Annotated in this window: 19 protein-coding genes; 5 read left to right on the forward strand and 14 right to left on the reverse strand. The window is 73.2% G+C overall.

Annotated elements, in window-relative coordinates:
* Window positions 1-25: 25 nt before the first annotated feature.
* Genes ACNF49_RS38200 through ACNF49_RS38220 form a run of 5 tightly spaced genes read right to left on the reverse strand, consistent with a single transcriptional unit; the run spans window position 26 to window position 5103 of the window.
* Window positions 26-184, reverse strand: coding sequence for a hypothetical protein (locus ACNF49_RS38200; RefSeq protein ID WP_498703292.1), 159 nt, complete (start codon window positions 182-184; stop codon window positions 26-28).
* The gene (locus ACNF49_RS38205) at window positions 163-1581 is read right to left on the reverse strand and encodes an FAD-dependent monooxygenase (protein WP_482940669.1); all 1419 of its coding nucleotides are present in this window, start codon (window positions 1579-1581) and stop codon (window positions 163-165) included. Before ACNF49_RS38205 ends, ACNF49_RS38200 begins: the two co-directional genes overlap by 22 nt.
* A gap of 6 nt (window positions 1582-1587) precedes the next feature.
* Window positions 1588-3357: an FAD-dependent oxidoreductase gene (locus tag ACNF49_RS38210; protein ID WP_482940670.1), complete on the reverse strand. Its 1770-nt coding sequence runs from the start codon at window positions 3355-3357 to the stop codon at window positions 1588-1590.
* Between the two features lie 26 nt (window positions 3358-3383).
* On the reverse strand, window positions 3384-4244 hold the full coding sequence (locus ACNF49_RS38215; protein ID WP_357971978.1) for a VOC family protein: 861 nt from the start codon (window positions 4242-4244) through the stop codon (window positions 3384-3386).
* Between the two features lie 25 nt (window positions 4245-4269).
* On the reverse strand, window positions 4270-5103 hold the full coding sequence (locus ACNF49_RS38220; RefSeq protein ID WP_357971980.1) for an alpha/beta fold hydrolase: 834 nt from the start codon (window positions 5101-5103) through the stop codon (window positions 4270-4272).
* Window positions 5104-5340: 237 nt separating this feature from the next.
* Here ACNF49_RS38220 and ACNF49_RS38225 point away from each other — a divergent pair, with 237 nt between their 5' ends.
* From ACNF49_RS38225 to ACNF49_RS38240, 4 genes are all read left to right on the forward strand, one after another.
* Window positions 5341-6501 (forward strand): PucR family transcriptional regulator, encoded by a 1161-nt coding sequence (locus tag ACNF49_RS38225; RefSeq protein WP_357971982.1) that lies wholly within the window; start codon window positions 5341-5343, stop codon window positions 6499-6501.
* Window positions 6502-6663: 162 nt separating this feature from the next.
* Window positions 6664-8121, forward strand: coding sequence for a purine-cytosine permease family protein (locus ACNF49_RS38230; RefSeq protein WP_482940671.1), 1458 nt, complete (start codon window positions 6664-6666; stop codon window positions 8119-8121).
* 20 nt (window positions 8122-8141) lie between these two features.
* A complete protein-coding gene (locus ACNF49_RS38235; RefSeq protein ID WP_482940672.1) occupies window positions 8142-8792 on the forward strand; it encodes a hypothetical protein in 651 nt (216 codons plus the stop codon).
* A complete protein-coding gene (locus ACNF49_RS38240) occupies window positions 8789-9301 on the forward strand; it encodes a hypothetical protein (protein WP_482940673.1) in 513 nt (170 codons plus the stop codon). The genes ACNF49_RS38235 and ACNF49_RS38240 overlap by 4 nt, the downstream gene beginning before the upstream one ends.
* Window positions 9302-9305: 4 nt before the next feature.
* On the opposite strand, the gene ACNF49_RS38245 is transcribed toward ACNF49_RS38240, so the two are convergent.
* Window positions 9306-12053 (reverse strand): helix-turn-helix transcriptional regulator, encoded by a 2748-nt coding sequence (locus tag ACNF49_RS38245; RefSeq protein ID WP_482940674.1) that lies wholly within the window; start codon window positions 12051-12053, stop codon window positions 9306-9308.
* A gap of 199 nt (window positions 12054-12252) precedes the next feature.
* Here ACNF49_RS38245 and ACNF49_RS38250 point away from each other — a divergent pair, with 199 nt between their 5' ends.
* Window positions 12253-15219, forward strand: coding sequence for an AfsR/SARP family transcriptional regulator (locus ACNF49_RS38250; RefSeq protein ID WP_482940675.1), 2967 nt, complete (start codon window positions 12253-12255; stop codon window positions 15217-15219).
* 1066 nt (window positions 15220-16285) lie between these two features.
* Here ACNF49_RS38250 and ACNF49_RS38255 read toward each other — a convergent pair.
* The 8 genes from ACNF49_RS38255 to ACNF49_RS38290 all read right to left on the reverse strand — a co-directional run bounded on the left by ACNF49_RS38255 (window position 16286) and on the right by ACNF49_RS38290 (window position 23089).
* Window positions 16286-17515, reverse strand: coding sequence for a serine hydrolase domain-containing protein (locus tag ACNF49_RS38255; RefSeq protein WP_482940676.1), 1230 nt, complete (start codon window positions 17513-17515; stop codon window positions 16286-16288).
* A gap of 140 nt (window positions 17516-17655) precedes the next feature.
* On the reverse strand, window positions 17656-18489 hold the full coding sequence (locus ACNF49_RS38260) for a hypothetical protein (RefSeq protein ID WP_482940677.1): 834 nt from the start codon (window positions 18487-18489) through the stop codon (window positions 17656-17658).
* A gap of 92 nt (window positions 18490-18581) precedes the next feature.
* Window positions 18582-19622, reverse strand: a complete 1041-nt coding sequence (locus ACNF49_RS38265) for a CU044_5270 family protein (RefSeq protein ID WP_482940678.1) — start codon at window positions 19620-19622, stop codon at window positions 18582-18584.
* Window positions 19622-20206, reverse strand: a complete 585-nt coding sequence (locus ACNF49_RS38270; RefSeq protein WP_357972001.1) for an RNA polymerase sigma factor — start codon at window positions 20204-20206, stop codon at window positions 19622-19624. Before ACNF49_RS38270 ends, ACNF49_RS38265 begins: the two co-directional genes overlap by 1 nt.
* An 85-nt stretch (window positions 20207-20291) precedes the next feature.
* Window positions 20292-21545 carry a hypothetical protein gene (locus ACNF49_RS38275; RefSeq protein ID WP_482940679.1) on the reverse strand — a complete coding sequence of 418 codons (1254 nt, stop codon included), beginning with the start codon at window positions 21543-21545 and terminating at the stop codon, window positions 20292-20294.
* 150 nt (window positions 21546-21695) lie between these two features.
* On the reverse strand, window positions 21696-22154 hold the full coding sequence (locus ACNF49_RS38280; protein ID WP_482940680.1) for a serine hydrolase: 459 nt from the start codon (window positions 22152-22154) through the stop codon (window positions 21696-21698).
* Between the two features lie 174 nt (window positions 22155-22328).
* Window positions 22329-22724, reverse strand: a complete 396-nt coding sequence (locus ACNF49_RS38285) for an NUDIX hydrolase (RefSeq protein ID WP_482940681.1) — start codon at window positions 22722-22724, stop codon at window positions 22329-22331.
* Window positions 22724-23089 carry a hypothetical protein gene (locus ACNF49_RS38290; protein WP_482940682.1) on the reverse strand — a complete coding sequence of 122 codons (366 nt, stop codon included), beginning with the start codon at window positions 23087-23089 and terminating at the stop codon, window positions 22724-22726. The genes ACNF49_RS38285 and ACNF49_RS38290 overlap by 1 nt, the downstream gene beginning before the upstream one ends.
* Window positions 23090-23093 lie beyond the last annotated feature (4 nt).

The following is a 23093-nucleotide window of genomic DNA, read 5'->3' on the forward strand; positions in this document are numbered from 1 at the left end:
GCACTGCGACCCGGTCCGAGGCCGTTCATGAGAGCACTCCGACCAGGTCCGCGCGGCCGGAGAGCACCGTGGTCAGCGCCCGGTCGCGATCGTGTTCCCGTTCGATCAGCAGTGCGGGAAGTCCCGCGCGCATCCGTGCCTCCTCGCACAGCCGGGTGCGGGTCAGGGCCGTGCCGCCGTGCACGGCGACCAGGGTCGCGCCGGCGGCGACGGGCCCGGACAGGTCAGGCAGGCCGTCCTCGGCGTCCGGCGCCGCCAGCAGGGCGCCCCACGCGCCGGGCAGCGGCGTCGCGGAGAGCGGCAGATCGTTCCTCCCCCGGACGGCGGCGGGGCCGCCGTCCGCGCCGGGCAGGACGTCGAGCAGCCGGCCGGACGCCGACCAGCCGGCCGCTTCGAAGCCCGTCTCCAGGGGGCGGCGCCGTGCAGGTCCCGCCACCGGCGATGGGCCGACGCGACGAACTGCGGCGCGCGTCTGGCCAGGCGCGCGTCGGAGATGCTGCGGGACATGAAGTGGTAGGCGAACTGCCACGGGTCGAGAGCGTCGTGGTAGCTGCCGAAGCTCTCCCACCAGGCGAGGCTGGGCCGGGCCGAGTCCTGGATGTGCCGGACCGGCGGCTGGGCGGCCCGCTCGTAGCTCGTGAGGGCGGCCGCCAGGTCGCCGGGGTACCCGGCCAGCGCCCGCGCGAGCGCTACGGCGTCCTCCATGGCCATCTTGGTGCCCGAGCCCACGGAGAAGTGCGCGGTGTGCGCGGCGTCGCCGAGCAGCACGACGGGCCGCGGGGCCGTCGTGTGCCAGTGGCGGGTGCGGCGGGTGCGGAAGCCGGCCCACCGGGAGTTGTTGGTGAGCAGCCGGCCGCCCTCGATGTGCTCGGCGAACAGCTTCTCCAGGTACGCCTTGGAGCGCAGGTCGCTCACCCCCGGCGGCCGGCTCTCGTCGAACGCGTCGAGCCCGGCCCGCCGCCAGGACGCCTCGTCGGTCTCGACGATGAACGTCGACATGGTGTCGGAGATCGGATACCCGTGCACCGCGAAGACGCCGTCGGGGCCGCGTTCGTGGACGAAGGTGAGCCCGTCGAAGAGGTGGTCGGTGCCGAACCAGATGAACTTGGCCGTGGCGGTCTCCACCTGCGAGCCGAGTCCGGGGCCGAGCTCCTCGCGGATCCGCGAGGAGGCCCCGTCGGCGGCCACCACCAGGTCGTAGCCGGCCAGGTCGGCGAGCGTCACCTCGGTGGAGAACCGGAGCTCCGCCCCGACCGAGCGGGCCCGTTCCTGCAGGAGCAGGAGGAGCGTGCGCCGGACGACCGCGGCCATGCCGTTGCCGCCGCACCTGATCCGCTCGCCCTTCAGCCGGACCTCGATGTCGTCCCAGTGCCTGCCGTGCTCGGCCAGGGCCGCGCGCAGCACGGGGTCCGCCTCGTGGATCGCCTCCAGGGTCCGGTCGGAGAAGACCACCCCGAAGCCGAAGGTGTCGTCGGCGCGGTTGCGCTCGAAGACGGTTACCGCGGACGACGGGTCCGCCTGCCGGATCAGCGCGGCGAAGAACAGCCCGCCGGGCCCGCCGCCGACCACCGCGATGCGCATGGCCCGCTACTCCTTGGTCGCCAGGCCGAGGATCCGGCCGAGCACGGCGCTCAGCGCCGCCTCCGGATCGTCCGCCATGGACGCGGACCGCCAGGCGACCATGTGGTCGGGACGGACCAGGAGCACCCCGTCCTCCCCGACCTCGGACAGGGCGCGGTAGTCGCCGTAGCTGTCCTCGTAGTCGCAGCCACGGCCGATCGACCGCACCCGGACGGGCACGCCCAGCCGCTCGGCGACGCGCTCGGCCGCGTCCCGCCAGGCCGCGCCGCCGATGCCGGTGAGCAGGGTGAAGCGGCCCCGGCCGCACAGGTCGAAGGTGGAGACGCGCTGCTGGTCCCTGGTCAGCCACACGTGCGGCAGGTGGCGTCCCGGACGGGTGGAGGCGAAGTGGTAGACCTCCTCGTCCCGCGGCGCGGGCTGCTCGGGCGTGCCGTCGGGCACGATCGCGCCGGACGTGTAGTGCTGGTTGGTCTCGACGCCGTGCGTGTTGAAGCACATGATCGTGGCCTGCATCGCGGCGTCGAACGCCTGCCGCCGCTCGCCGCCCTCGGCCGTCGGCAGCAGCAGGCCGTCGAGGGCGTCGCGCAGCTCCGCCGCGCCCGAGGCGGGCGGCAGGCGCAGCGCCATGAAGATCGGCGGCATCAGCCCGTCGCTGCGCTTGGCGCGCTGGACGATCTGCCTGGCGACCGGCAGCCGCTCCTCCCGGTAGCTGTCGAGCAGCACCGGCGCGGCCTCGCCGCGCAACACCATGGCGAGCTTCCAGCACAGGTTGTAGCTGTCCTGGATGGAGGTGTTCGAACCGAGGCCGTTCATGGGCGAGTGCCGGTGCACGGCGTCGCCGACGCAGATGACCCGGCCCGCCATGTTGTCGGTGGCGTAGACGTCGTTGACCGCCCAGGTGGAGATCGACTCGACCGTCACCGGCACCTGGTCGTCGCCGATCAGCTGGTGGGCGATGCGGACGCCGTCCTCCTCGGTGAGCGAGGGCTGCCCGGCGTTGACGTCGTAGCCCCACACGCCGACCCACTTGGTCCACGGGCGCACCATGCGCAGCACGCCGATGCCGTTGCCGTCGTGGCCGACACCCGGCTGGACGAACCAGTACATGTCGCCCGGACGGTGTTCGACGAAGCGGGTGAGATCCGCCTCGAACACCACGTTGATCGAGCCGCCGAGCCCCATCTTGCCGACCAGCGGCAGGCCCGCCTGCGCGGCGACGGTCGAGTTGCCGCCGTCCGCGCCGATCAGGTACTTGCTGCGGATGCCGTACTCCTGGCCGGTCAGCCTGTCCCTGACCAGGGCGGTCACGCCGTCGTCGTCCTGCGTGAACGTCAGCAGCTCGGTGTTGAAGCGCACGGACGACCCGCGCGTGGCGGCGGCGTTGACCAGGATGGGCTCCAGCACGTGCTGCGGCAGGTCGCACACCGAGCACGGGCTGGCCAGGTCGTGCTCGGCCTTGAAGTGCGGGTGGGTGTACCAGGTGCGCAGGCGGCCGAGCTCCTGGCCGGCGAGGCTGGTGGCGTACACGTGCTCGCCCATCAGGTGCTGCGGGGTCGCGTTCTTGGTCACCTCGCCTTCCAGCCCGAGGTCGCGCAGCACCTCGACGCCGCGCTGGTTGGTGATGTGCGCGCGAGGCGTGTTCGAGACCCCGGCGTACTTGTTGAGCACCACGTTGGCGATGCCGTACGTCGAGAGCAGCGCCGCGGCCGTGGCGCCCGCCGGGCCGGCGCCGACGATCAGCACGTCCGTCTCCACGACGGCGGTGAGGGTTTCCATGTCAATGGCTCCTAGAAGGGAGGACGTCAGTGCCGGTGGCCCCAGAGGTCGGGGCCGGGGATCTCGGTGACCTGCCAGGTCGCGTCGTCGATGAGCACGCCGCCGCTGCCGAACTCGGTGTGCACGCCCACCGGGGACTCGGCGTAGAAGGAGAACATCTGGTCGTTGCTGTGCCGGCCGAGCGTCATGGTGACCGGGACGTCGCGGTCGAGCACGAGGTCGTAGGTGCGCCCGACCTGGTCCATGTCGGGGACCTCGAGCATGAAGTGGTGCAGGAACGGCTGGTGGATGCCGAAGAACGGGCCGTCCACGAAGGCGATGCTGTGGTGGCGCGGGTTCGTGTGCAGGAACGTGGCCTGGAACGGCCTGCGCATCGTGTCGCTGATCTTGAAGCCCAGGACGTCGGTGTAGAACCGCTGCTGGGCCGGCACGTCCGGGCTGGCCAGCACCACATGGCCGAGGCCGAGGTCGCCCGTGACGAACCGCTCGATGTCCCGCGCCGAGGTGAACTGCCCCTCGCCCGCCGAGGCCCCGTGGAACAGCTCCACCCGGTTGCCCGCCGGGTCCAGGAAGTGCGCCATGCCGGCCACGCGGCGGATCTCCAGCTCGCGCTGGGTCGCCTGGTGGGCCACGACGCCGTGGTCGCTCAGCTCGTCGAGCGCGGCGCTCAGCGCGCCGGCGTCGGCGACCTCCCAGCCGTAGTAGGCGCCGCCGTCCTGCTCGCCGGCCTCGACGGTGATGCGGTGGTGCACGTCGTCGATGCGGAAGTGGGTGGCGCCGTCCTCCCCCGCGACGCGCTGCATGCCGAGGATGTCCGTGGCGTAGGCGGTGAAGGCGTCCGGCTCGCGCGCGGACAGGCCGAGGTAGCCGAGCTGCTTGATGTCCATGCCTGATGTCTCCTGTCGTACGAGGTCAGAACGCGTCGGTGAGGAAGCCCCGCAGCAGCGCCGCGTACTCGGCGGCGCGCTCGATCTGCACCCAGTGGCCGCAGTGCGGGAAGATGTGCAGCTGCGCGTTGGGCAGGTGCTGCTGCAGGAAGACACTGGAGTCGGGGGTGACGAACCGGTCCTCGCGGCCGTGCACGACGAGGAACGGGTGCGGCATCCGGCGCAGCGCCGACGGCGGCACGGCCATCTCGGCGGGCGAGGAGGAGAAGAAGCGCTCGAAGGAACGCCGCACCTCGGGCCGCATGACCTCCTGGTAACGCGTCGCGGTGATCTCCGAGATCGACGTGCCGAGCGCGTCCTCGTCGTGGACGAACCACTTGGTGAGGTTCTCCAGCGCGCTGATCGTCGGGTCCTTGTAGAAGGACACCATCCGCATGACCTCGGGCGTCGGCTGCGAGTGCCCGCCCGCGCTGCCCATCAGGGAGATCCGGGCGAAGCGCTCCGGCGCCGTCATCACCAGGTGCATGGCCAGGGCGCCGCCCATCGAGTTGCCGACCAGGTGCGCCCGCTCGATGCCGCGGGCGTCCATCAGGGCGAGCACCTGCTCGACCCGCATGCGCATCCAGCCGGTCAGGCTGCCCGGCATGTCCTCGGGATGGTCGGTGCGGCCGTAGCCGACGAGGTCGGGAGCCAGCACGTGGTAGTCGTCGCTCAGGGCGGGCATGAAGCCGCTCCAGTTCGACACCGCGTTGGCGCCGGGGCCGCCGCCGTGCAGCAGGATCACGGTCTCGCGGTTGTCGTCGCCGCTTTCCAGGAAAAATGTGGAATAGCCGTTGGTCTCGACGGTGCGCTCGGTCACTGGAATGGGTTCCTTCCCGTGCTGTACGGGCATTGCTCGGCATGATCTGTTGATCGGGCGGACGGCTGTGATCGGCCCGCGGGGCGACGGCGGGGCTTGCCACCCGCACCCCTCGCATTGCTAACTTGTGCGCTGTCGCACCACCGTAGACGGACACCACGTTGATGCGCTTCGTACGATCTGTCGTTAGTTGTCGGCGCCGATCCGACGCTGTGTCGCAGGAGAGGAGCAACCCCGGTGAGCCTTGATGACGCCGTGCAAGATCTGGCCGATCGCCTGGGCGTGGCGCTCGTGGTGGTCGATCGCGACCTGAGGATCGCGGCGTTCAGCGTCCACGACACCGACGCGCGGCTCGCCCGGCTGGCCCGGCTGCTCGCCGGCTCGACCGCCCCGCTGACGAAGTCGCTGGTGGAGGAGCATCGGCTGCGCCAGGCCAGGCACGGCGTACGGGTCCCCCAGGACGACGGCGAGCTGGTCGTGCTGCCGTTGCGTCATGAGCAGCAACTGCTCGGCTACGTCTATTACGTCGAGGACCGGGAGGCGCCGCGCGCCGACGACCTCGCGGTGCTGGAATCGGCCGCGCCGGAAATGGGCGCGCTGCTGTCGCTGCGCATCTCCGATCGCCGGCACGGCACGGAGAATTCGCGGCAGCTGCTCGCGGAATTGCTCGGAGAATCGCCGGAGAAACGCGCGGAGGCGGCCGGGAAACTCGTGCGGGACAATCTCATCGACGATGTCGAGCATTATTCCGTGCTCGTTCTCCGGGCCCCTGACTCGGCGCCCAGATCCATTACCCGGCTGGCCGTCGAGGCGACCCTGGAATTCACCACGAGATCGACGACCGTGAAAATCGTCGGCGCCGTTCTCGGGGCCGAGGGAATTGTGCTCTTCCCGCGTCCGGTGAATCACGACAGGCTCGAACGCGCGCTCGCCGGCCCCGGCCTGGAGGCGGTCGTGGCGGGTGTGGGCAGCGTGAAGCCGTCGCTGGCGGAGGCGGTCGACTCCTACCACGAGGCCCGGCTCGCCCACCGCGCTTCGCGACTCGATCCGCAGCGGTACGGCAAGCGCGTCTTCTGGGACGAGCTCGGCCTCGACCGCCTGTTCCTGCAGCTGCCGCTCGACCGGCTGACGCCGAGCCAGTTCCCCGACGGAGTGCGACGCCTGCTGGACGCGCCGCACGGCGTCGAACTCGCGGCGACGCTGGAGGGCTACCTCGACAGCGGCGGCGAGATCCAGAGCGCGGCACGGCGGCTGCGCATCCACCGCAGCACGCTCTACTACCGGCTCGACCGCATCCGCGAGGTCATCGGCTGCGACATCACGGACGGATCGATCCGCCTGGAACTGCACGCCGGTCTCCGCATCGCGCGCCTCGCCGGGCTGTGGCCGCACGAGTGAGCCCCGTGACCGCGCCGTAGAACCGTTCCGGGAGGCGAGGCGGGCACGCCTTGCCGCCATGTTGCCGCCCGCTTGCCCGCCACCGGCAAGCCCGGCGTCGACCGGCGCGCAACCGCCGCCGCCGATCGTGGTCCCGGACCGCGATCGGAAGGGACGGCCGCCATGGAACAGCGCAGGGTGATCGAGCGGCACGGCGTCTCCGCCATGCCCGAGCACCGCCGCACCGCCCGCCCCGCGAGCGTGGCGTGGGTGCTCGTGGGGTCGAACCTGTCGCTCAGCGCGACGGTGTTCGGCTGGCTGCCCGTCACGTACGGCCTGAGCTGGTGGCAGATCGTCGTGGCCGCCACGGCGGGCACCGCGCTCGGCCTGCTGGTGGCGGCGCCGCTGGCGCTGCTGGGGTTCCGGGCCGGGACGAGCAACACGGTGGCCGCGGGCGCGCATTTCGGCGTGCGCGGCCGGTTGGTGGGCTCGCTGATCGGGCTGCTGCTGTCCCTGGGATACACGGCGGTGGCGATCTGGACGGGCGGCGAGGCCGTCGTGGTGGTGCTCGCCCGGGTGAGCGGCGCCGTACCGGGCGCTGTTCCGGGCGAGGCGGCGCGCGCGGCGGCCTACGCGGGCATCGCGGTGCTGGTGGCGGCCCTGGCCGTCGGCGGGTTCGAGCTGATCTCCCGGATCAGCGCGCTGCTGGTGGCGCCGATGGCGCTGGTGCTGGCCGCCGGGGTGGTCGCGTACGCGCCGGGCTTCGACCCGTCCTGGTCCGCGGCCGCCGCCGGCCGGCCGAGTGGCGCATCGGCGTGGATTCTCGCCCTGGTCACGGCCGGGATCAGCGGCCCCGTCGCCTACGCCACGATCATCGGCGACTACACGCGTTACCTGTCGCCCAGGCGGCACAGCGCGGCGAGCGTGGTGTGGTCGTCGGCCGCCGGGTTGTTCTGCGGGCTGCTGGCGCCCACGCTGTTCGGCGCCTTCGTGGCGATCTCGACGCGGGCGGAGAGCGCGTACCTGGAGAGCCTGGTACGGGCGGCGCCGGCCTGGTACGTGCCGCTGCTGCTGTTCGCCGGCGTGGCCGGGTGCCTGGGCGCGGCGGGTGTGCCGCTGTACAACATGGGGCTGGAGCTGCACGGCCTGTTCCCGCGCACGTCCAGGACGGCGGGGGCGGCGGTGGCGACGGCGGTCACGGTCGGGCTGGTGTTCGCGGGCCGTTCCACGGTGGGGGTGGAGCAGGCCGTGACCGGGTTCGTCGTGGTGCTGACCGTGCTGGCCACGCCGTGGGCGGTCATCGCGCTGATCGGGCACCTGCGCTGCGGGCGGGTGTACGACGTGCGGGATCTGCAGGTGCACAACAAGAGCCTGTCGGGCGGCCGCTACTGGTACGCCGGCGGCTGGAACCCGCGCGCCTGCGCCGCCTGGCTGGCGGGGGCCGCCGTCGGCCTCCTGGACGCCGACAGCCCCCTCTACACCGGCCCGCTGGTCGGCCTGACCGGCGGCCTGGACGTCGGCTTCCTGCTGTCCGCGCTGGTCTCGGCCTGCGTCTACCTGCTGCTCGGCACCGGGCACCGGGCCGGCGAGCCGATCCCGGACTGGCGGCAGACGTACCTGTGGCCCGCCGCCGGCCGCTGAAGCCTGGAAGGAGAACGGAGATGACGATCATCGTCGTCCTGTCGATCGCGGTGGTCGCCGTGCCGATCGCGGTGTGGGCGCTCGTCCGCGACCGGCTCGGGACGTCCGGCGCCGCGGCGGAGCGCGACTTCGCCGAGCTCAAGGAGTGGGTCGGCGCCTGCCTGGAGCAGGACCTGCGCATGCTGGACGCGAGGCTGCCGCAGGGCGCGGAGGCCGCCCGCGAGTACCGCCGCCTGGCGGGGAGTCACGCGCTGCGCGCCTCGGCCGCGGACGGCTCGACGTACTGGCGGGAGGTGGCGGCGTGCACGGAGGCGCTGGCGGAGGCCGGGCGGCGGCTCGCCCCCGGCGCGGGGAAGAGCCCGCCGTGCCTGTTCGACCCGGCGCACGGGCCGTCCACGGAGACCGTCGTGTGGCGGCCGGGCGAGAACGCCCGTCCCCGCCCGGTCCCGTGCTGCGCCCCGGACGCGGCCGCGGTCGAGACCGGCCGCGTCCCCGCCTACCGGTACGTGACCGGCGACGAGGGGCAGGTGCGCTACTTCGACGCCTACGGGCTCTACGCTTCCTGGCTGCTGGGCTACTTCAGCGGCTTCGACACCGACCTCACCGCCCGGCTGCTGGCGGGCACGCCGCTGGGCGCCCATCTGCCCGATCTCATCAGGGGAGCGTCATGAACCTGGACTACACCCGAGCGACCCGGCTGTGCCCGGTGAGCGGCCTGGACGACCGTCTGCGGGCCGCGGTCACGGAATACGCCGGGCAGCAGCTGCTCGGCGACCTGGCGGAGACGGCCGACGTCTGCTGCGAGACCCGCAGCGTCCCCGTCCCGCCGCCGGGCCGCGTGCGGCGCGGCCTGCTGGACGGGCTGTTCGGCGCGTCCCGGGCGGCCGGGCTGGAGATCGGGCCGTTCACCACGGCGGCCGTCGTCACGCCGGGCGTGATCGTGATCGCCACCGTCACCGACCGGGGCACGCAGGTGCGGCTGGGCGCCAGGCTGGCGGACGTGTCGCTGCGCGTCGCCGACCCCGCGCCGTACGGGCGGGCCTCGGGGGTCGACGTGCAGGCGCGGTGGTTCGGGTCGTCGGACGCGAGCTCGTACCTGCTGCCGCTCGACACCGGGCCGGCCGGGCAGGCGTTCCTGGCGCGCCTGCGCGAGCTGACCGCCGCGGCCCGGCACAGGTGAGCGGTCAGGCGCGGCCGGTGCCCGCGTCGTCGCCGAACCGGACCGCGAGCTGCGTCCGGCCGCGCACGCCCAGCTTGCGGTAGGCGCTGGACAGGTGCGTCTCCACGGTCTTCACATCGATCACCAGCTCCTCGGCGATCTCCCGGTTGGACCGGCCGCGCGCCGCGAGCACCGCCACCCGCCCCTCCGACGGCGTCAGCCCGTACGGCTCGGCCGGGCGGGCGGGCTGCGCGGCCGCCTCGGCCCAGCGGTCCGCGCCGAGCCCGGCGAACACGGCGGCGGCCCGTTCGGCGCTCTGCCTGGCCGCGGCCCGCTGCCGCTGCCGCGCCTGCGCCTGGGCCAGCGCCAGCAGCGTGCGGCCGAGCTCGAACGGCAGGCCTCCGGCGGTGAACTCCGCGCAGGCGGCGCGCAGCTCCTCCGCGGCCCGTTTGGGCGAGCCCGTGGCCACGAGCAGCAGGCCACGGGCCCGGCCCGCCACGCCCCTGGCCAGCGGCCGGCCGATGAGCCGCGCCGACCTGGCGGCCCGCTCGGCCAGCTCGGCGGCCCGGTCGAGGCGGCCGAGCGCCACCAGCGCCTCCACGTGGTCGGACACCGCGGTCGGGCACACCACTTCCAGCGCCGCTCCGAGGGCCGTGGCCGCCTGCTCCATGTGCTCCAGGTGCCGTGCCGCCTCGGCCGGGTCGCCCGCCGCCAGTTCGACGAAACCGAGCAGGGCCCGCAGGCACAGCGCGCCCGTGCCCATGCCGGACCGCAACGCCACGGTCAGCCCCTCCTCGGCGATCGGCCGCGCCCGGTCCAGCTCACGCCGGTGGGCCAGCACCAACGCCTCGGTGTACAGGGCGGACGTGGACGGCGTCCCGGTCTCCTGCCCGGCGCGGCGGGCGAGCGCGGCGCGTTCGGCGGCGGCGTCGAGGTCGCCCGCCAGGCACTCCACCTCGGTGGCCCACATCAGCGCGGACGGGATGTAGGCCTCGACGCCGGCCGCCACCGCCGTCGTGCGGACGGTGTCGAGCGCCGCCCGCGCCGCCGGCAGGTCGCCGAGCGAGCGGTACAGGTAGCCGGCCACGTGCAGGGCGGCGAACGGGGAGCGGTCCAGCGGGTTGTCGTAGGACGGCTCGGGCACCGCGGCGGGCGGCCTGGCGGTGCGCATGAACTCGATGGTGATCGTGGCGATGGTGGCCTCGTCGTGCAGGGCGGCGTCCCCGGTGCGGGTGGCCACGGCCAGCAGCTCGCGGGCGTGACCGGCGGCTCCGGCCAGGTGGCCGACGTGCATGCGCGAGTACGCGAGGTCGGCCAGGATCGGCACGAGCAGTTCGGTCGACTCCCCCGCCTCCAGCCTGGCCCGCTGGTTGGGGACGAGCGCGCCGGCGTAGTCCCCCTCACCGAAGATCGCCCGGTTCAGCAGGAACAGCACCTCGGCCTTGACCGGCCCGGACGGGCACCGCTCCACGACGTCCTCCAGCAGCGCGCGGGCCCGGGACGCGCCGCCGCTGGTGAGCAGGTTCGCCGCGGCCTCGATCCGCCGCCTGGTGGCCAGGTCGTCCTGCTCGGACGGGGTGAGCCGGGCGGCCCACTCGGCCAGCTCGCCCGCCGTGGACGGCGCCCCGCGCGCCACCGCCGCCCGCGCCGCCTCGTGCAGGGCGTCGGCGGCGACCGCGTCGGGACCGGTCGCGGCGAAGGCCAGGTGCCGGGCCCGCTCCTCCGGCCCGGCCGCCGTACGGGCGAGCCTGGCGTGCATCTCGCGCCGCCTCGCCGCTCCGGCCGACTCCAGGACGGCGGCGCCGTACAGGGGGTTGGCGAAGCGCGGGACCGGGCCGCCGGTGACGACGACGTGCCGGGCGACCAGCTCGGCCAGCCCCTCGTGCCCCGCCGGTAGCCCGTCGAACAGCCCGGCGCGGGCGCGGGAGGCGGAGGCGAGCATCAGCGCCACCTCGGCCGCCGCCTCCGACAGGCCGTCCATCACGGTACGCAGCAGGTGCCGCAGGCTCTCCGGGACGGGCGGCTGAGCATCGGGGCCGGGCCGGTCGTCCAGAGTCCTGGCCAGCTCCAGCGCGAACAGCGGGTTGCCGCCGCCGGCCTCGTGGACGACCCGCAGCAGACCGGGCCGCGGCGGCCGGCCGTACCGGGCGGTGAGCAGGGCGCCGATGGCGTCGGCGTCCATGGGGCCGAGCTCGCGGCGTTCCACCCGGTCGGGGGGCACGGCGCGGGCGAGCGGGGGCCAGGACAGGTCGCCGGTGCCCGTGCGCACCGTGGCCAGCACTCCGGCGGGCTGTTCCAGCCGGCGCAGCGCGAAGCCGAGCACCGCCTCGGTGGACGGGTCGAGCCATTGCAGGTCGTCCACGCCGACGATCAGCGGCCCCTCGTCGGCGTACCGTCTGAGCAGGTGCAGCACGGCCAGCGCGACCGCCCGCTGATCCGGCGGCGTGCGCCCGGGCTGCTGCCAGAGCAGCGCCACGCCGAGCGCGTCACGCAGCGGCGCGGGCAACGCGCGGACCGCCGGAGTGTCCTGCTGCCCGTCGAGCAGGTCGCCGAGGCCGGAGTAGATCAGCCCGGTCTCCGTCTCCCCCGGGCGGCAGGCGAGCACCCTGCCCGCGCCGGCCCTGACGGTGGACAGCGCGGCCGTCCACAACGACGTCTTGCCCATGCCGGCCGCGCCGCTGATCATGAGCAGGCGGGGGCCGGCGTGCCGGAGGCCGAGCCATGCGCGCACCGAGTCCAGCTCGGCGTCTCTTCCGAGGAGGCGTTCGCCCATGTTCTCCTGCCGTGGCACCGCCCCTCGGCGCGGCCGGGACGGTGGGGGCATCGTTCCGTCACGGCTCGTGGAGCGTAACAAACCATGATCCTCGGGGAAAATGTCGCGCGGGTTCAGGGGTTTCCCTGAGGACGTGACAGATCCCGGCGCCTTTACTCGTCGTCGACGATGTCAGCCCCCTGCCCGGAGGTAGCACCCGGTGGCCGCAAACATGCGCGTGGCCGTACTCGGACCCGTCGAGCTCGTCGCCGGACACCGGCGTACCGGCCTGCCACGATCCCGCCTGCGCGCGGTGCTGGGCCTGCTGGCGTTCACGCCCGGCCGGGTGGTGTCGGTGGAGCGCCTGGTGGACGGCCTCTACGGCGAGCAGCCGCCGGCGGAGGCCGTGCGCACGCTGCACACCTACATCTCCCACCTGCGCCGCAGGCTGCGCGAGGCCGGTCTGCCCGAGGTCCTGGAGACCCGCGCGCCCGGCTACCGGCTGGCGCTCGTGCCCGGCGAGGTCGACGCCGCCGTCTTCGAGTCCGAGGTGCTGCTCGGCCGCGGCCTGCTGGCGGAGGAGGTCTCGGACCGGGCGGCCGGCGTGCTCGCGGGCGCGCTGGAGCTGTGGCGGGGCGACGTGCTCGCCGACTGCCAGGTGCACGGCTGGGCGCACGGGGAGATGGAGCGGCTCAGGGAGATGCGGCTGTCGGCGACGGAGGACGTCCTGACCGCGCGGCTGCGCCTGGGGCTGCACCGGGCCGCCGCCGAACAGCTGGAGCACCTGGTCGTGGAGCATCCGCTGCGCGAGCACCTGTGGGAGCTGCTCATGATCGCCCATGCCCTGTCGGGGCGGCAGGGCGACGCCCTGGCCACCTTCCAGCGGGCCCGCCGGGTGCTCGACGAGGAGCTCGGCGTCGATCCCGGCCCGGCGCTGCGCGAGATCGAGGCGAACGTGCTGTGCCGCCGGCTCACCGCCGAGGACCTGCTGCCTCCTGGCGTCGCGCCGGTCGTGCGGCAGGTGACGGCCGCCCCGGTGGCCCCGGCGGGCCTGCGCACCGGCGTCCCGGCCCCGATCACCCGGCTCGTCGGACGTGTGGCGGACCTGGCCGAGCTGCGTCCCCTCGTCGAGGGCCACCGCCTGGTGACGCTGACCGGCATGGGCGGCGTCGGCAAGACCCGCCTGGCCATGGCCGCGTCGGTGGACGCGGGCTTCGACGGCGTGCACTTCGTGGAGCTGGCCCAGGTCGAGGACCCCGAGCTGGTGGCGCCGGCGATCGCCGACCTGCTCGGCGTGCACACCACGGGCGGCCACTCCACGCTGCGGGCGCTCGCCGAGCACCTGGGGACGCGGCGCGTGCTGCTCGTGCTCGACAACTGCGAGCACCTGGCCGACGCCTGCGCCGCCGTGGCGCACGAGCTGCTCACGAGCTGCCCGTCGGTGCACATCCTGGCCACCAGCAGGGAGACGTTGCGCGTGGGAGGCGAGCTGGTGTGGCGGGTGCCGCCGCTGGGCGCGCCGCCGTCGGCCGAGCTGTTCCTGGAACGCGCCGGGCTCGGCCCCGCCGCCGGTCTGGACGACGACCAGCGGGCCGCGCTGTCACTGATCTGCGCCGACCTGGACGGGCTTCCGCTGGCCCTGGAGCTGGCCGCGGCCCGGGCCAGGGTGCTGACGCTGCCCCAGATCGCCGAACGGCTGCACGACCACTTCACGCTGCTGACCGGCGGCCCGCGCACCTCGCCCCCGCAGCACCGGACGATGCGGGCCGTCATCGACTGGAGCTACGCCCTGCTCGACACCGGCGAGCGCGAGCTGCTGGGCGCCCTGTCGGTGTTCCCCGGCGGTTGCGACCTGACGGCGGCCGCCGCGGTCTCGGCCGAGCCCGACGTTCTCGACCTGCTGGGACGGCTCGTCGACAAGTCCCTGCTGACCGTCGACCCCACGCCGGACGGCGCCCGGTACCGCATGTCGCAGACGATCCGCCAGTTCGCCGCCGGGGAGCTCGCCCCGCAGCGGCGCGACCGGATCGCGCGGCGGCATGCCGAGTACTACCTGGCCTTCGCCGAGAAGACGGAGGGCGAGCTGAGGGGGCCGGGGCTCGGCGCGACGCTGGACCGCATCGCCGCCGAGCACGACAACCTGCGCGCCGCCTGCACCTTCGGCGCCGCCGACGAGGTGGCGCTGCGCATCGCGGGGGCCGTCTGGCGCTACTGCTACCTGCGGGGCCACTACTCCGAAGGCCGCCACTGGCTGGAGACCGCGTTGCGGCACGCCGGGGGCGCCCCGGAGCCGTACGTGGCCAAGGCGCTGGGCGGCGCCGCGACGCTGACCGCCTACGAGTGCGACTACACGCCGGCCACCGGGTACGCCGAACGCGCACTCGCCGCGTGCCGGCGGCTCGGCGACGCGGCCGGCGTCGCGCGGGCGCTGAGCATGCTCGGCGAGATCGCCCGCGAGACCGGCGACTTCGACCGCGCCCTGCGCACCCACGAGCAGGCGCGGCAGGAGTACCGGACCGCCAGGGACACCTGGGGCGAGGCCTTCCAGGTCGAGATGCTCGCCCTGGCCTCATGGCTGGCCGGGCGCTTCACCGAGGCGCGGGCGCGGGCGCGGGAGGCGCACGACGAGTTCGTCCGGCTGGGCGACAAGGAGCGCATCGGCTGGACGCTGCTGGACCTGGCCGCGTGCGACCTGTACGACGGCGACCCCGAACGCGCGCGCGACCTGCTGCTGGAGGCCCTGGCGCTCTTCGAGGACGTCGGCTTCCCCGAAGGGCTCGGCTGGGCCGACAACCTGCTGGCCCTGGCCGACCTGACCGGCGCCGGGCCGTCCGGGGCGGACCTCGGGGCCGCGGCCCGGCGGCTGGCCCGCGCGCTCGACGTCCAGCACCGCCTGGGCGACCTGTGCCGGTCGTCGAGCGTGGTGGAGGCCATCGCCCGCACCCTGCACCTGGACGGCTCCCACGCCGCCGCGGCCGAACTGCTCGGCGGCGCCGCGGCGATCCGCGAGACGATCTCGGCCCCCGTGCCGCCGTGCGAGGCGGCCGACCTCGCCGCGTTGGAGAGCGGCCTGCGTGCGGCACTCGGCGCCGGCGCCTACCAGGCCCGCCACACCGCCGGCCGCCGCCGCACCATCGCGGAAACCGTGACCGCGGCCCTGGCCGGCGCCGAGGCGGCCGCGAGGTGACGTCCGCGCGACGGCCGTGAGGTGACGCGGGGGCACGTCGCCTCCTCGCGGGGGCCGTGAGGTGACGCGGTGGCCGGTCACGCCCGCGCCGCCCCTGACCCGACGGCGAGGAACCGCCGGCCGGGCGGCCTGACCTCCACCGGTCCCCCACCCCCTCCGGGCACCTCCTCACCGCCTCCGGGCGTTCCCTCACCCCCTCCGGGCACCTCTTCGCCGCCTCTGGGCACCTCTTCGCCGGCTCCAGGTGTTCCCTCGCCGGGCTCCCGCGGCAACCCCCCGCCGGGCCGTCGCGGCGCCGCTCCACCGGGCCTTCGGGGCGCTGCCCGTCCGGGGGTGTGCGGTGTCCGCCGATCGGGGGTGTGCTGCGATGCCGGCTCGGCTGCCATCTCGGTGCCTCCTTCGACGTTCCGTCCCGTCGTCCTCGGGACCAAGGCCTACGCGGGCCCGGTTGCCGGAATGTTGCACCGCTGCTGCCCCCCATGGGCGGGCGGCTACATCGGCGCCGAGCGGGCGAGGCAGCGGGGGCGGGGTCCTGGGCGGTGGCGAAGAACGCCGCGAACACGACCTGGTCGTCCTTGCGGTCGGTGTTCGTGACGAGCGGCCGTCCGCCGTCGACCAGCGGCAGCGCGGTGTAGGTCGTCCCCGGCTCGACGGTGCGCTCGAAGGCCCAGGCGTTCCGGTAGCCGTCCCTGATCCGCATCTTCACCACGGTCGTGGACCCGCCGTGGCTGACGCGGAAGGTCAGCTTGTGCCAGGCGCGGCCCCCGCCCGGCAGGTTCTCGAAGGTGGCGGTCGCGTCGAGCTCGTACCGGAGCGCCTTGCTGCCGTACGTGTGACAGTCGAGCTTGATGTCGGTCGCGGCCTGCGCCGGCGATGCCACCGCGAGCAGCAGCGCACTCGCGGCGGCGGCCGCGCCGGCCGCCTTCCCCGTTCTGGTCATTGATCTGGTCATTGGTCCCCCTTGTGAGACTGACGTCGGACAGCCTCAGCAAAGAGGACCGCTGTTGCGCGGGGCTGGCCCCGCGCTTGCACCGCCGGTCGGCGCGCTCTCACCGCCGGCTCGGTGTCAGTCGTCGAGGGCCTGGTACAGGGTGGTCCAGAAGTCGTTCATCAGGTGTGCCGGGTTCGGGACGGAGTAGCCGAGCTGGCAGAGCAGGATGCCGGTGAGCTGGTTGGCCGGGTCGGCGTAGGCCGAGGTGCCGCTGCCGCCGTCCCAGCCGAACTGGCCGATCGGGGCGTAGTCGCCGCGGTAGGTGCGCACCGCCATGCCCATGCCCCAGCCGCCCTGCTGCCCCTGGCCGAAGGAGATGTGCACGTTGTTCCTGGCCAGGGCGGTGCGGGCGTCGTTCTGCTGCGGAGTGAGCCGGTTGGTGGTCATGAGCTCGACGGCGGGCCGGGACAGGATGCGGGTGCCCCGGTGCGTGCCGCCGTTGAGCAACATCCGGAAGTAGGCGTGGTAGTCGTCGGCGGTGGAGACCAGGCCGCCGCCGCCTCCCTGGAACGCCGGCGGCGTGCTCCACCGTCCGCCCTCGGGCTCGTCCCAGACGAGGAACTCGCCGGTGACCGGGTCGGGGGCGTACAGGGGCGGCAGCCGGTCGATCCGGTCGGCGGGCACGTGGAAGCCGGTGTCGGTCATGCCGAGCGGTTCGAAGATGCGCTCGCGCAGGAACTCCTCGAACGGCCGGCCGGTGACCCGGGAGACGAGCACGCCGACCAGGTCGCTGCTGATGTGGTACTGCCACTGCTCGCCCGGCTGGTACATCAGCGGCAGCTCGCCCAGGCGGCGCATCCACTCGTCCTGCTCGGGCATCTCGACCGGCAGGTTCGGGGTGAGGCCCCGCTCGAAGATCGCGTTCATGATCGGCTTGCCCAGCGCGGTGAAGTCCATGCCGAGCCCGAAGGTGGAGGTCAGCACGTCCCGCACGGTGATCGGCCGGCCGGCCGGGACGGTGTCGTCCAGCGGCGCGCCGGGGCTGGTCAGCACGCGCCGGTCGGCCAGCTCGGGCAGCCACGGGTCGACCACGTCGTCCAGCCGCAGCCGGCACTCGTCCACCAGCACCATGGCCGCCGCGATCGAGACGGGCTTGGACGTGGAGGCCATCCGGAAGATGGTGTCGCGGCGCATGGGCGCGCCGCCGTCGTGCCGCATCGTGCCGATCGCCTCGACGTGCGTCTCCTCGCCGCGGCTCACCAGGGCGACCAGGCCCGGGATCTTCCCCGAGTCGACGTGCCGGGCCAGCACCTCGCGCAGCCTGCGCAGCCCCTGCTCGGAGAAGCCGTTCCCGCCGATTGCCATGATTCGTGTCTCCTTGTCGCGGTGGTCGATCCGCCGGTTCCGTTCCGGTCCGGCGTCCATGGGTCAACCTTCGCGAAGAGCCCTGACACCGGGCCGTCACCGCACTGACGCCGCCGCTGACACGGCCGGGTGCCGACGCCCTACCGGCCGAACTCCTGGTCGACCCGCGACCTGATCTCCATGGCCCTGGGAGAGTAGGCGGGGTAGAAGTCCTCACCGCACTCCAGGTCCTTCAGCGCCGCCTTGATCTCCTTGTCCAGGTACGGCCTGGCCTGCGCGGGCTTCAGGTTCGGGCGGAACGTGATGGTCCGGCCCTTGGGCGCCTTGGGCAGTTCGCCCTTCCACGCCTTCCTGGCGACGTCCGACGCCTGCCGCACGATCTTCGTGCGGCTCAGGCCGTCCAGCGCGGTCGGCTCGGCCGGTTCGACGCCGAGGCACGCGGCGAACCGCCTGCCCAGCCGGACGAGCTCCTTGTCCTGGTCGAGGACGCTCAACGACTTCCCCATCGCCGCTTCGAGCTGGTCGTAGTAGTCGTCGTGGGAGGTGACGGTCCTGCCCAGCACCTCCTTGACCGCCTGGGAGAAGCAGGAGTCGTCGGCGGCGCGCCACTTCTTCAACTGGCCGGCCGAGAGCGACATCAGCATCCCGTTGTTCGGGTTCTCGTGCTGGACGGGGTTGACGACCTTGTCCTTCGGATAGACGTTCGGGGACCAGACGCCGAAGCCGTATCTGGCCCGGTACGCCCGCAGCGCGTCCAGGTCACCCGCGAGCCGCTCCCGCTCTCCGGGCTGCCACTCGCGCCGTGGCTCCGGCGAGGCCAGGTAGTCCAGCCCCCGCTCCGTCATGCAGGCGACGCGCTCGGCCTCCAGCTTCGACTGCGTGTCGTGCGCGGCGGTGGCGCCCGACGGCGGCGAGGCGGGGCCGCCGAACGAGCCGGCGAGCAGGGTGACCGCGATCGCCTTGGCGATGAACATCAATATTCTCCTTTTGACGGCATGCCGGATCTGTCGGAAGGCATGCGAAACAGAACCTGCGGCCGGAAGGCCGGATCAGGCGGGAAGAAGTCTCAGCAGGGGATCTTCATCCGGGACGCCTTCGGCGACACCTCGGGCAGGCCGCCGGCGAGGTCGACGGCGAGCACGGCGGTGCCGGTCACGGTGCCCTTCTTCGCGGTGTACTCGGCGCCGGAGGACACCCGCACCTGACGGTCCCTGGTGTTCACCGTGCGCTCGCCCAGGTAGCGGTAGGTCTCCCGATCGAAGATCAGCTCGGACCGGGAGCCGTCGCCCTCGTCCATGGCGACGGCCAGTCCGGGGCGGCCGGCGGCGTCCACGGCGTCGCCGATGAGCACGATGCCGTCCAGCCCGGCCGCGACCTGGTACAGCGCGGCGCCCAGGCTGGGGCGTACCACGGACTCGCGGACCAGGCCCTGGAGGGCCCGCCAGACGCGCAGCGGCTCCTCGCCCGTGTCGGCCACGATCTTCGCCCGTACCTGGGCGGGATCCGTCGGCCAGGCGGCCAGCCGGGCGTAGGCCGGCCGGCCGGGACAGCCCGACGACTCCGACAGGACGTCCTCGACGCCGTGGTCCCAGAAACGCCGGGGCGCCGGACCCGTGGCCGACAGGCCCTGTGTGCGGCTCAGCCAGGGCTTGCCCACGTCGGCGGCCTCCCAGCGCTCCTCGCTGACCAGCACATTGGTGTACTGCGTCGTGCCCGACCTGTCCCTGGTGTGCAGGCTGCGCTGGGCCAGCGTCCTGGTGTGGACGTACTGGCCCTGGGCGGGCACCGTGTCACCTTGGCCGACGGCGGCCCGCGCGGCCAGGGTGAGCAGCGCCTTGGCGTCGGCCGGAGGGGCAGCGATCAGATACCCGGGGGTATGCGGGTCGGAGCCGCCCAGGCTCACCTGGCTGACGATGATGCCGCCGGTGAGCAGCACCGCCATGGCGCCGACCAGGGCGACGCGCCGGATCGGCAGCGCGGTGCGCCGCGGACGGCCGGACCGTGGCGCCCGAGCCTGGCGGAGGAGGCGGTCACGCCCCTTCGCCGCCGCCTCCGGCGTGGGCTCGGGCTCCGCGAACACGGTCTCGACCAGCTTCAGCTCGTCCATCACCACTCCCCGATCGGGTTGACGTCGCCCAGGGCCTTGCGCAGCTTCCTGCGCGCTCTGTTGATCCGGGATCCGACGGTCCCCACCGGTATGTCCAGGGCCGTGGCGATCTCCTCGTAACCCAGCCGGCCGAACACGAGCAGGAACACCACGTCGCGATCGCCCTTCGCCAGACCTCTCAGCCCCCGTACCAGCTCCGGCCGGCTGGCCAGCGCCGCGAGTTGAGAGGTCACCCGGTCCTCGTGCCCGTCGGCGGAGTCCTCGGCCGCCACCTTGCTGAGCGCGTTCAGGCGGCGGCCCTCCCTGCGGCGGTGCCGGGCCACGACGTTCGTGGCGATGCCGAACAACCACGACCGCACGGTGCCCCGCCGCGGGTCGAAGGAGTGCCTGCCATGGAAGGCGAGCAGGAAGGCGTCCGCGACCAGATCCTCGGCCTGCTCGCCGCCGAGCCGGGCGGCCAGATAGCGGTGGAGCTCCGTGAAGTATCGGTCGTACAGGAGGGCGAAAAGCTCGGGATCGTCCAGCGACCGCTCGACCACGGTGACGTCTTCCATCACATCGTTGGCGTCAGGTGGTGCCGTCATGGCGTCCTTCCGAAGGCGACTGTCTCCCGGTGTTCGCCGCTCGGTGGATTTTCTTCACGCCGGTTTCCGGCGTGGCCGCACGCCCTCACCCCTCCCGGCTCCGGTAGGTGGCGCGCAGCTCGATCAGCTTCTCCCTGGCCACCTCGTCCAGGGCCCGGCGGTGGTCCTGGTCCTCCTCCCAGGTGGCCTCCGCGCACAGGACCCTGGCCGCCTCGTGCGGCTCGGCGTCGCGCACCACGTACCAGGTGGTGTCGCCGCAGCCGGGCCTGTCGTGGTCGCGGCGCAGGACGGTCACGATGCCGGAGACGAGGATCTGCCTGCTCCACACGTTCCTGGCCAGGATCTGCCGGTCCACCGTCAGCTCCTCGTACAGGAGCTCACCGCCGAGCAGGTCGTCCTCCCACCGCCACACGCGGCGGCTGACACCCGCCCGCAGGTGGTCGGCGTCACGGCCTTCGACGGGCACCGAGAACGTGCGCGTGCCGGCGCGGCACAACTCCTTGGCGATGCGCTCGCCGTCGAGGCGCTCACGCAGCCACTCCGCGCTCGGCTCGCCTTCGGGCAGCCGGAGCCGCCGCCGCTGCTCGTCGTAGTAGCGGTCGACCAGCGGGTTCTGGTACCGCCGCCCCGCCCGCGCCCGCGGCGATAGGCAGGAGGCCGGGGTGAGGTCCGCGCCGTCCTCGATGTCGATCCCGGCCGCGCGCAGCAGCTCGTGGACGGTGACGCCGCTCTCCTCCGCCCTGTGGCGCATCCTGCGCAGCCGGCCGTCGAAGGTGTCGAGGTCCGGGTCCGGGCACAGCGACGCCCAGTCCGCCGCCGCCGACACCGGCACCGGCACCTCGCGCCGCGCCGGAGGTTGCACGAGCTGCTCGGGCTCGAGGTCGATCGAGTAGTACAGGACGCCGCGCGCGATGTAGGAGAAGGGCGCGGCGTGGGTGATCGGGTCGAAGACGTCCCGGATCGGCCAGAACCTCAGCAGCCACGTCTCGTCGCACCCGCCGGTGGCATATCCGTCGCCCGGCTCGGATTCACGCAGGTACATGTCCACGCCGTACTCGAAGCGCGGCGGCCCGATGAGGAAGTCGTGGCCTGTGCCGTCCATCATCGACGTGATCGCGACCACGCCGCTCTCCGCGACGAACGTCGCGGAGCTGACCGGCGTCCACGAGGCGTCGGCGGCCCCCGGCTCGGCGTCCCACGACTCCAGGCGCACGGCCGCGACGAAGTGGTAGATCTCGTCGGTGGGAGAGCCCCACGCCGGCAGGTCGGTGCCGTCCAGCCCGAACGTGTTGTACTCGACGTAGATCTCGTCGTCGAGCCTACGCAGCAACTGTGACATGTCAACGCCTTCGCCCTGTTGGTGATCATCCTGGCTTGGCGGAGTATGGCCGACCGCACCGACAATCCACGGTGACGTGCGCGTACGGCATGTCAATGCCGCCGGGGTGAGCCGGCGGCAGAGACGTGCACCGTGCTGAGCGACGTGACGCTAGCGCTTGACGGAGACCAGCCGGTCCACGGCGAACGGGACGATCTCCGGCTGAGCCGCCTTCGTGCGCGCCGGGCTCTGACCGCAGAGCCCCAGCAGCAGGTAGTCGATGGTGGCGTAGTCGATGGGGCTGATCACGATGTTGCCGTTCTCGTCCAGGCTCTGGTACTTCGTGCGGTTGACGCCCATGGAGAGCTGGCGGGCGCCGTCCGGGCTGGTGTAGGAGTCGGTGGCCATGCCGAAGACGCCGCCGCTGTGCCCCCAGAACCGTCCGCACGGCAGGTCGGTGGCGTAGATGCCGAGGCCGTAGGCCCCTGACACGCCGGCCACGGGCACCGTCTTCTGCATCTCGGCCAGCTCGGCCGGGCCGAGCAGCCCGCCGCGCAGCAGCACCCGGTAGAACTGGTTGAGGTCCTCCATCGTGGACACGACGGCGCCCGCCGTGGTGATCCACGACATGTTGTAGACGCTGTAGTCCTTGCTGGGCTTTCGCTACCTGCACCAATGTTCGAGGAATGCGCTCTGACCAGCGGAAACTAGGCGTGATCTAGTGGGTAATGGTGGGCTGTCGAGTGCTGTCAGACGGCCCACAGACGGCCCAGGACCGATTCGGTGGCCGAAACGCCTGGAGCGTCACGCGAGATGCGCCTGCAGGTAGTCCTCGACGGGCGGGAAGAACGGGAACGGCACGAGCTCGGCGACCCGGGCCCGGTCGCACCACTCGACTTCGGCGAGTTCGTCCGCGTCTGCGACGAACGCCTCCCCGGCGAGGACCTCGCACACGACGTAGATCATGCGGCGGCCGGTGTGCGGGTGGGGCCGCTCGCCCAGCGTCTCGACCGCGGACACGATGAGCCCCACCTCTTCCCGGGTCTCTCGTACGGCGGCCTGCGCCGGCATCTCTCCTGGCTCCACCTTCCCGGCCGGAAAGGTCCACAGGAAAGCGCCCTCAGCAGCGCGACGGCGGGCGAGGAGAACCCGCCCGCCGGACACGATGATGGCCGCGGCCACCGCGGCCCGCTCGGCCACTACGCGAAGATGTGGTGCTCGATGGCGTCGAAGATGTCGGAGTCCGTCTCCCGCTGCCACTCGGGAAGGTCTTCCCAGTCGGCCACGTACGACGGCTTCGGGTCATCGAACGCGGCGTAGATCTGACCAATCCAGCACAGCGCGACGAGCCGGCCGCGCTGCTCGCGCGAGAGCCGCCCGATGCCCTGCCGGCCGGTGTCCTCGATGAACTCCCGGACGATCGCGAAGGTGTTCGCCGCGGCCCGGCGCTCCCATTCAGGAGTCTCCTCCCACGGCGTGATGTAGCCCGGCTTCGGCTCGCCAGGGAAGTGCTTCTTCACGCCGTCGATCCACGCCTCGCGGAAGATGCGGCCCGGTTCCTGCATCGGC

Source organism: Actinomadura sp. ATCC 39365, from assembly GCF_054392275.1.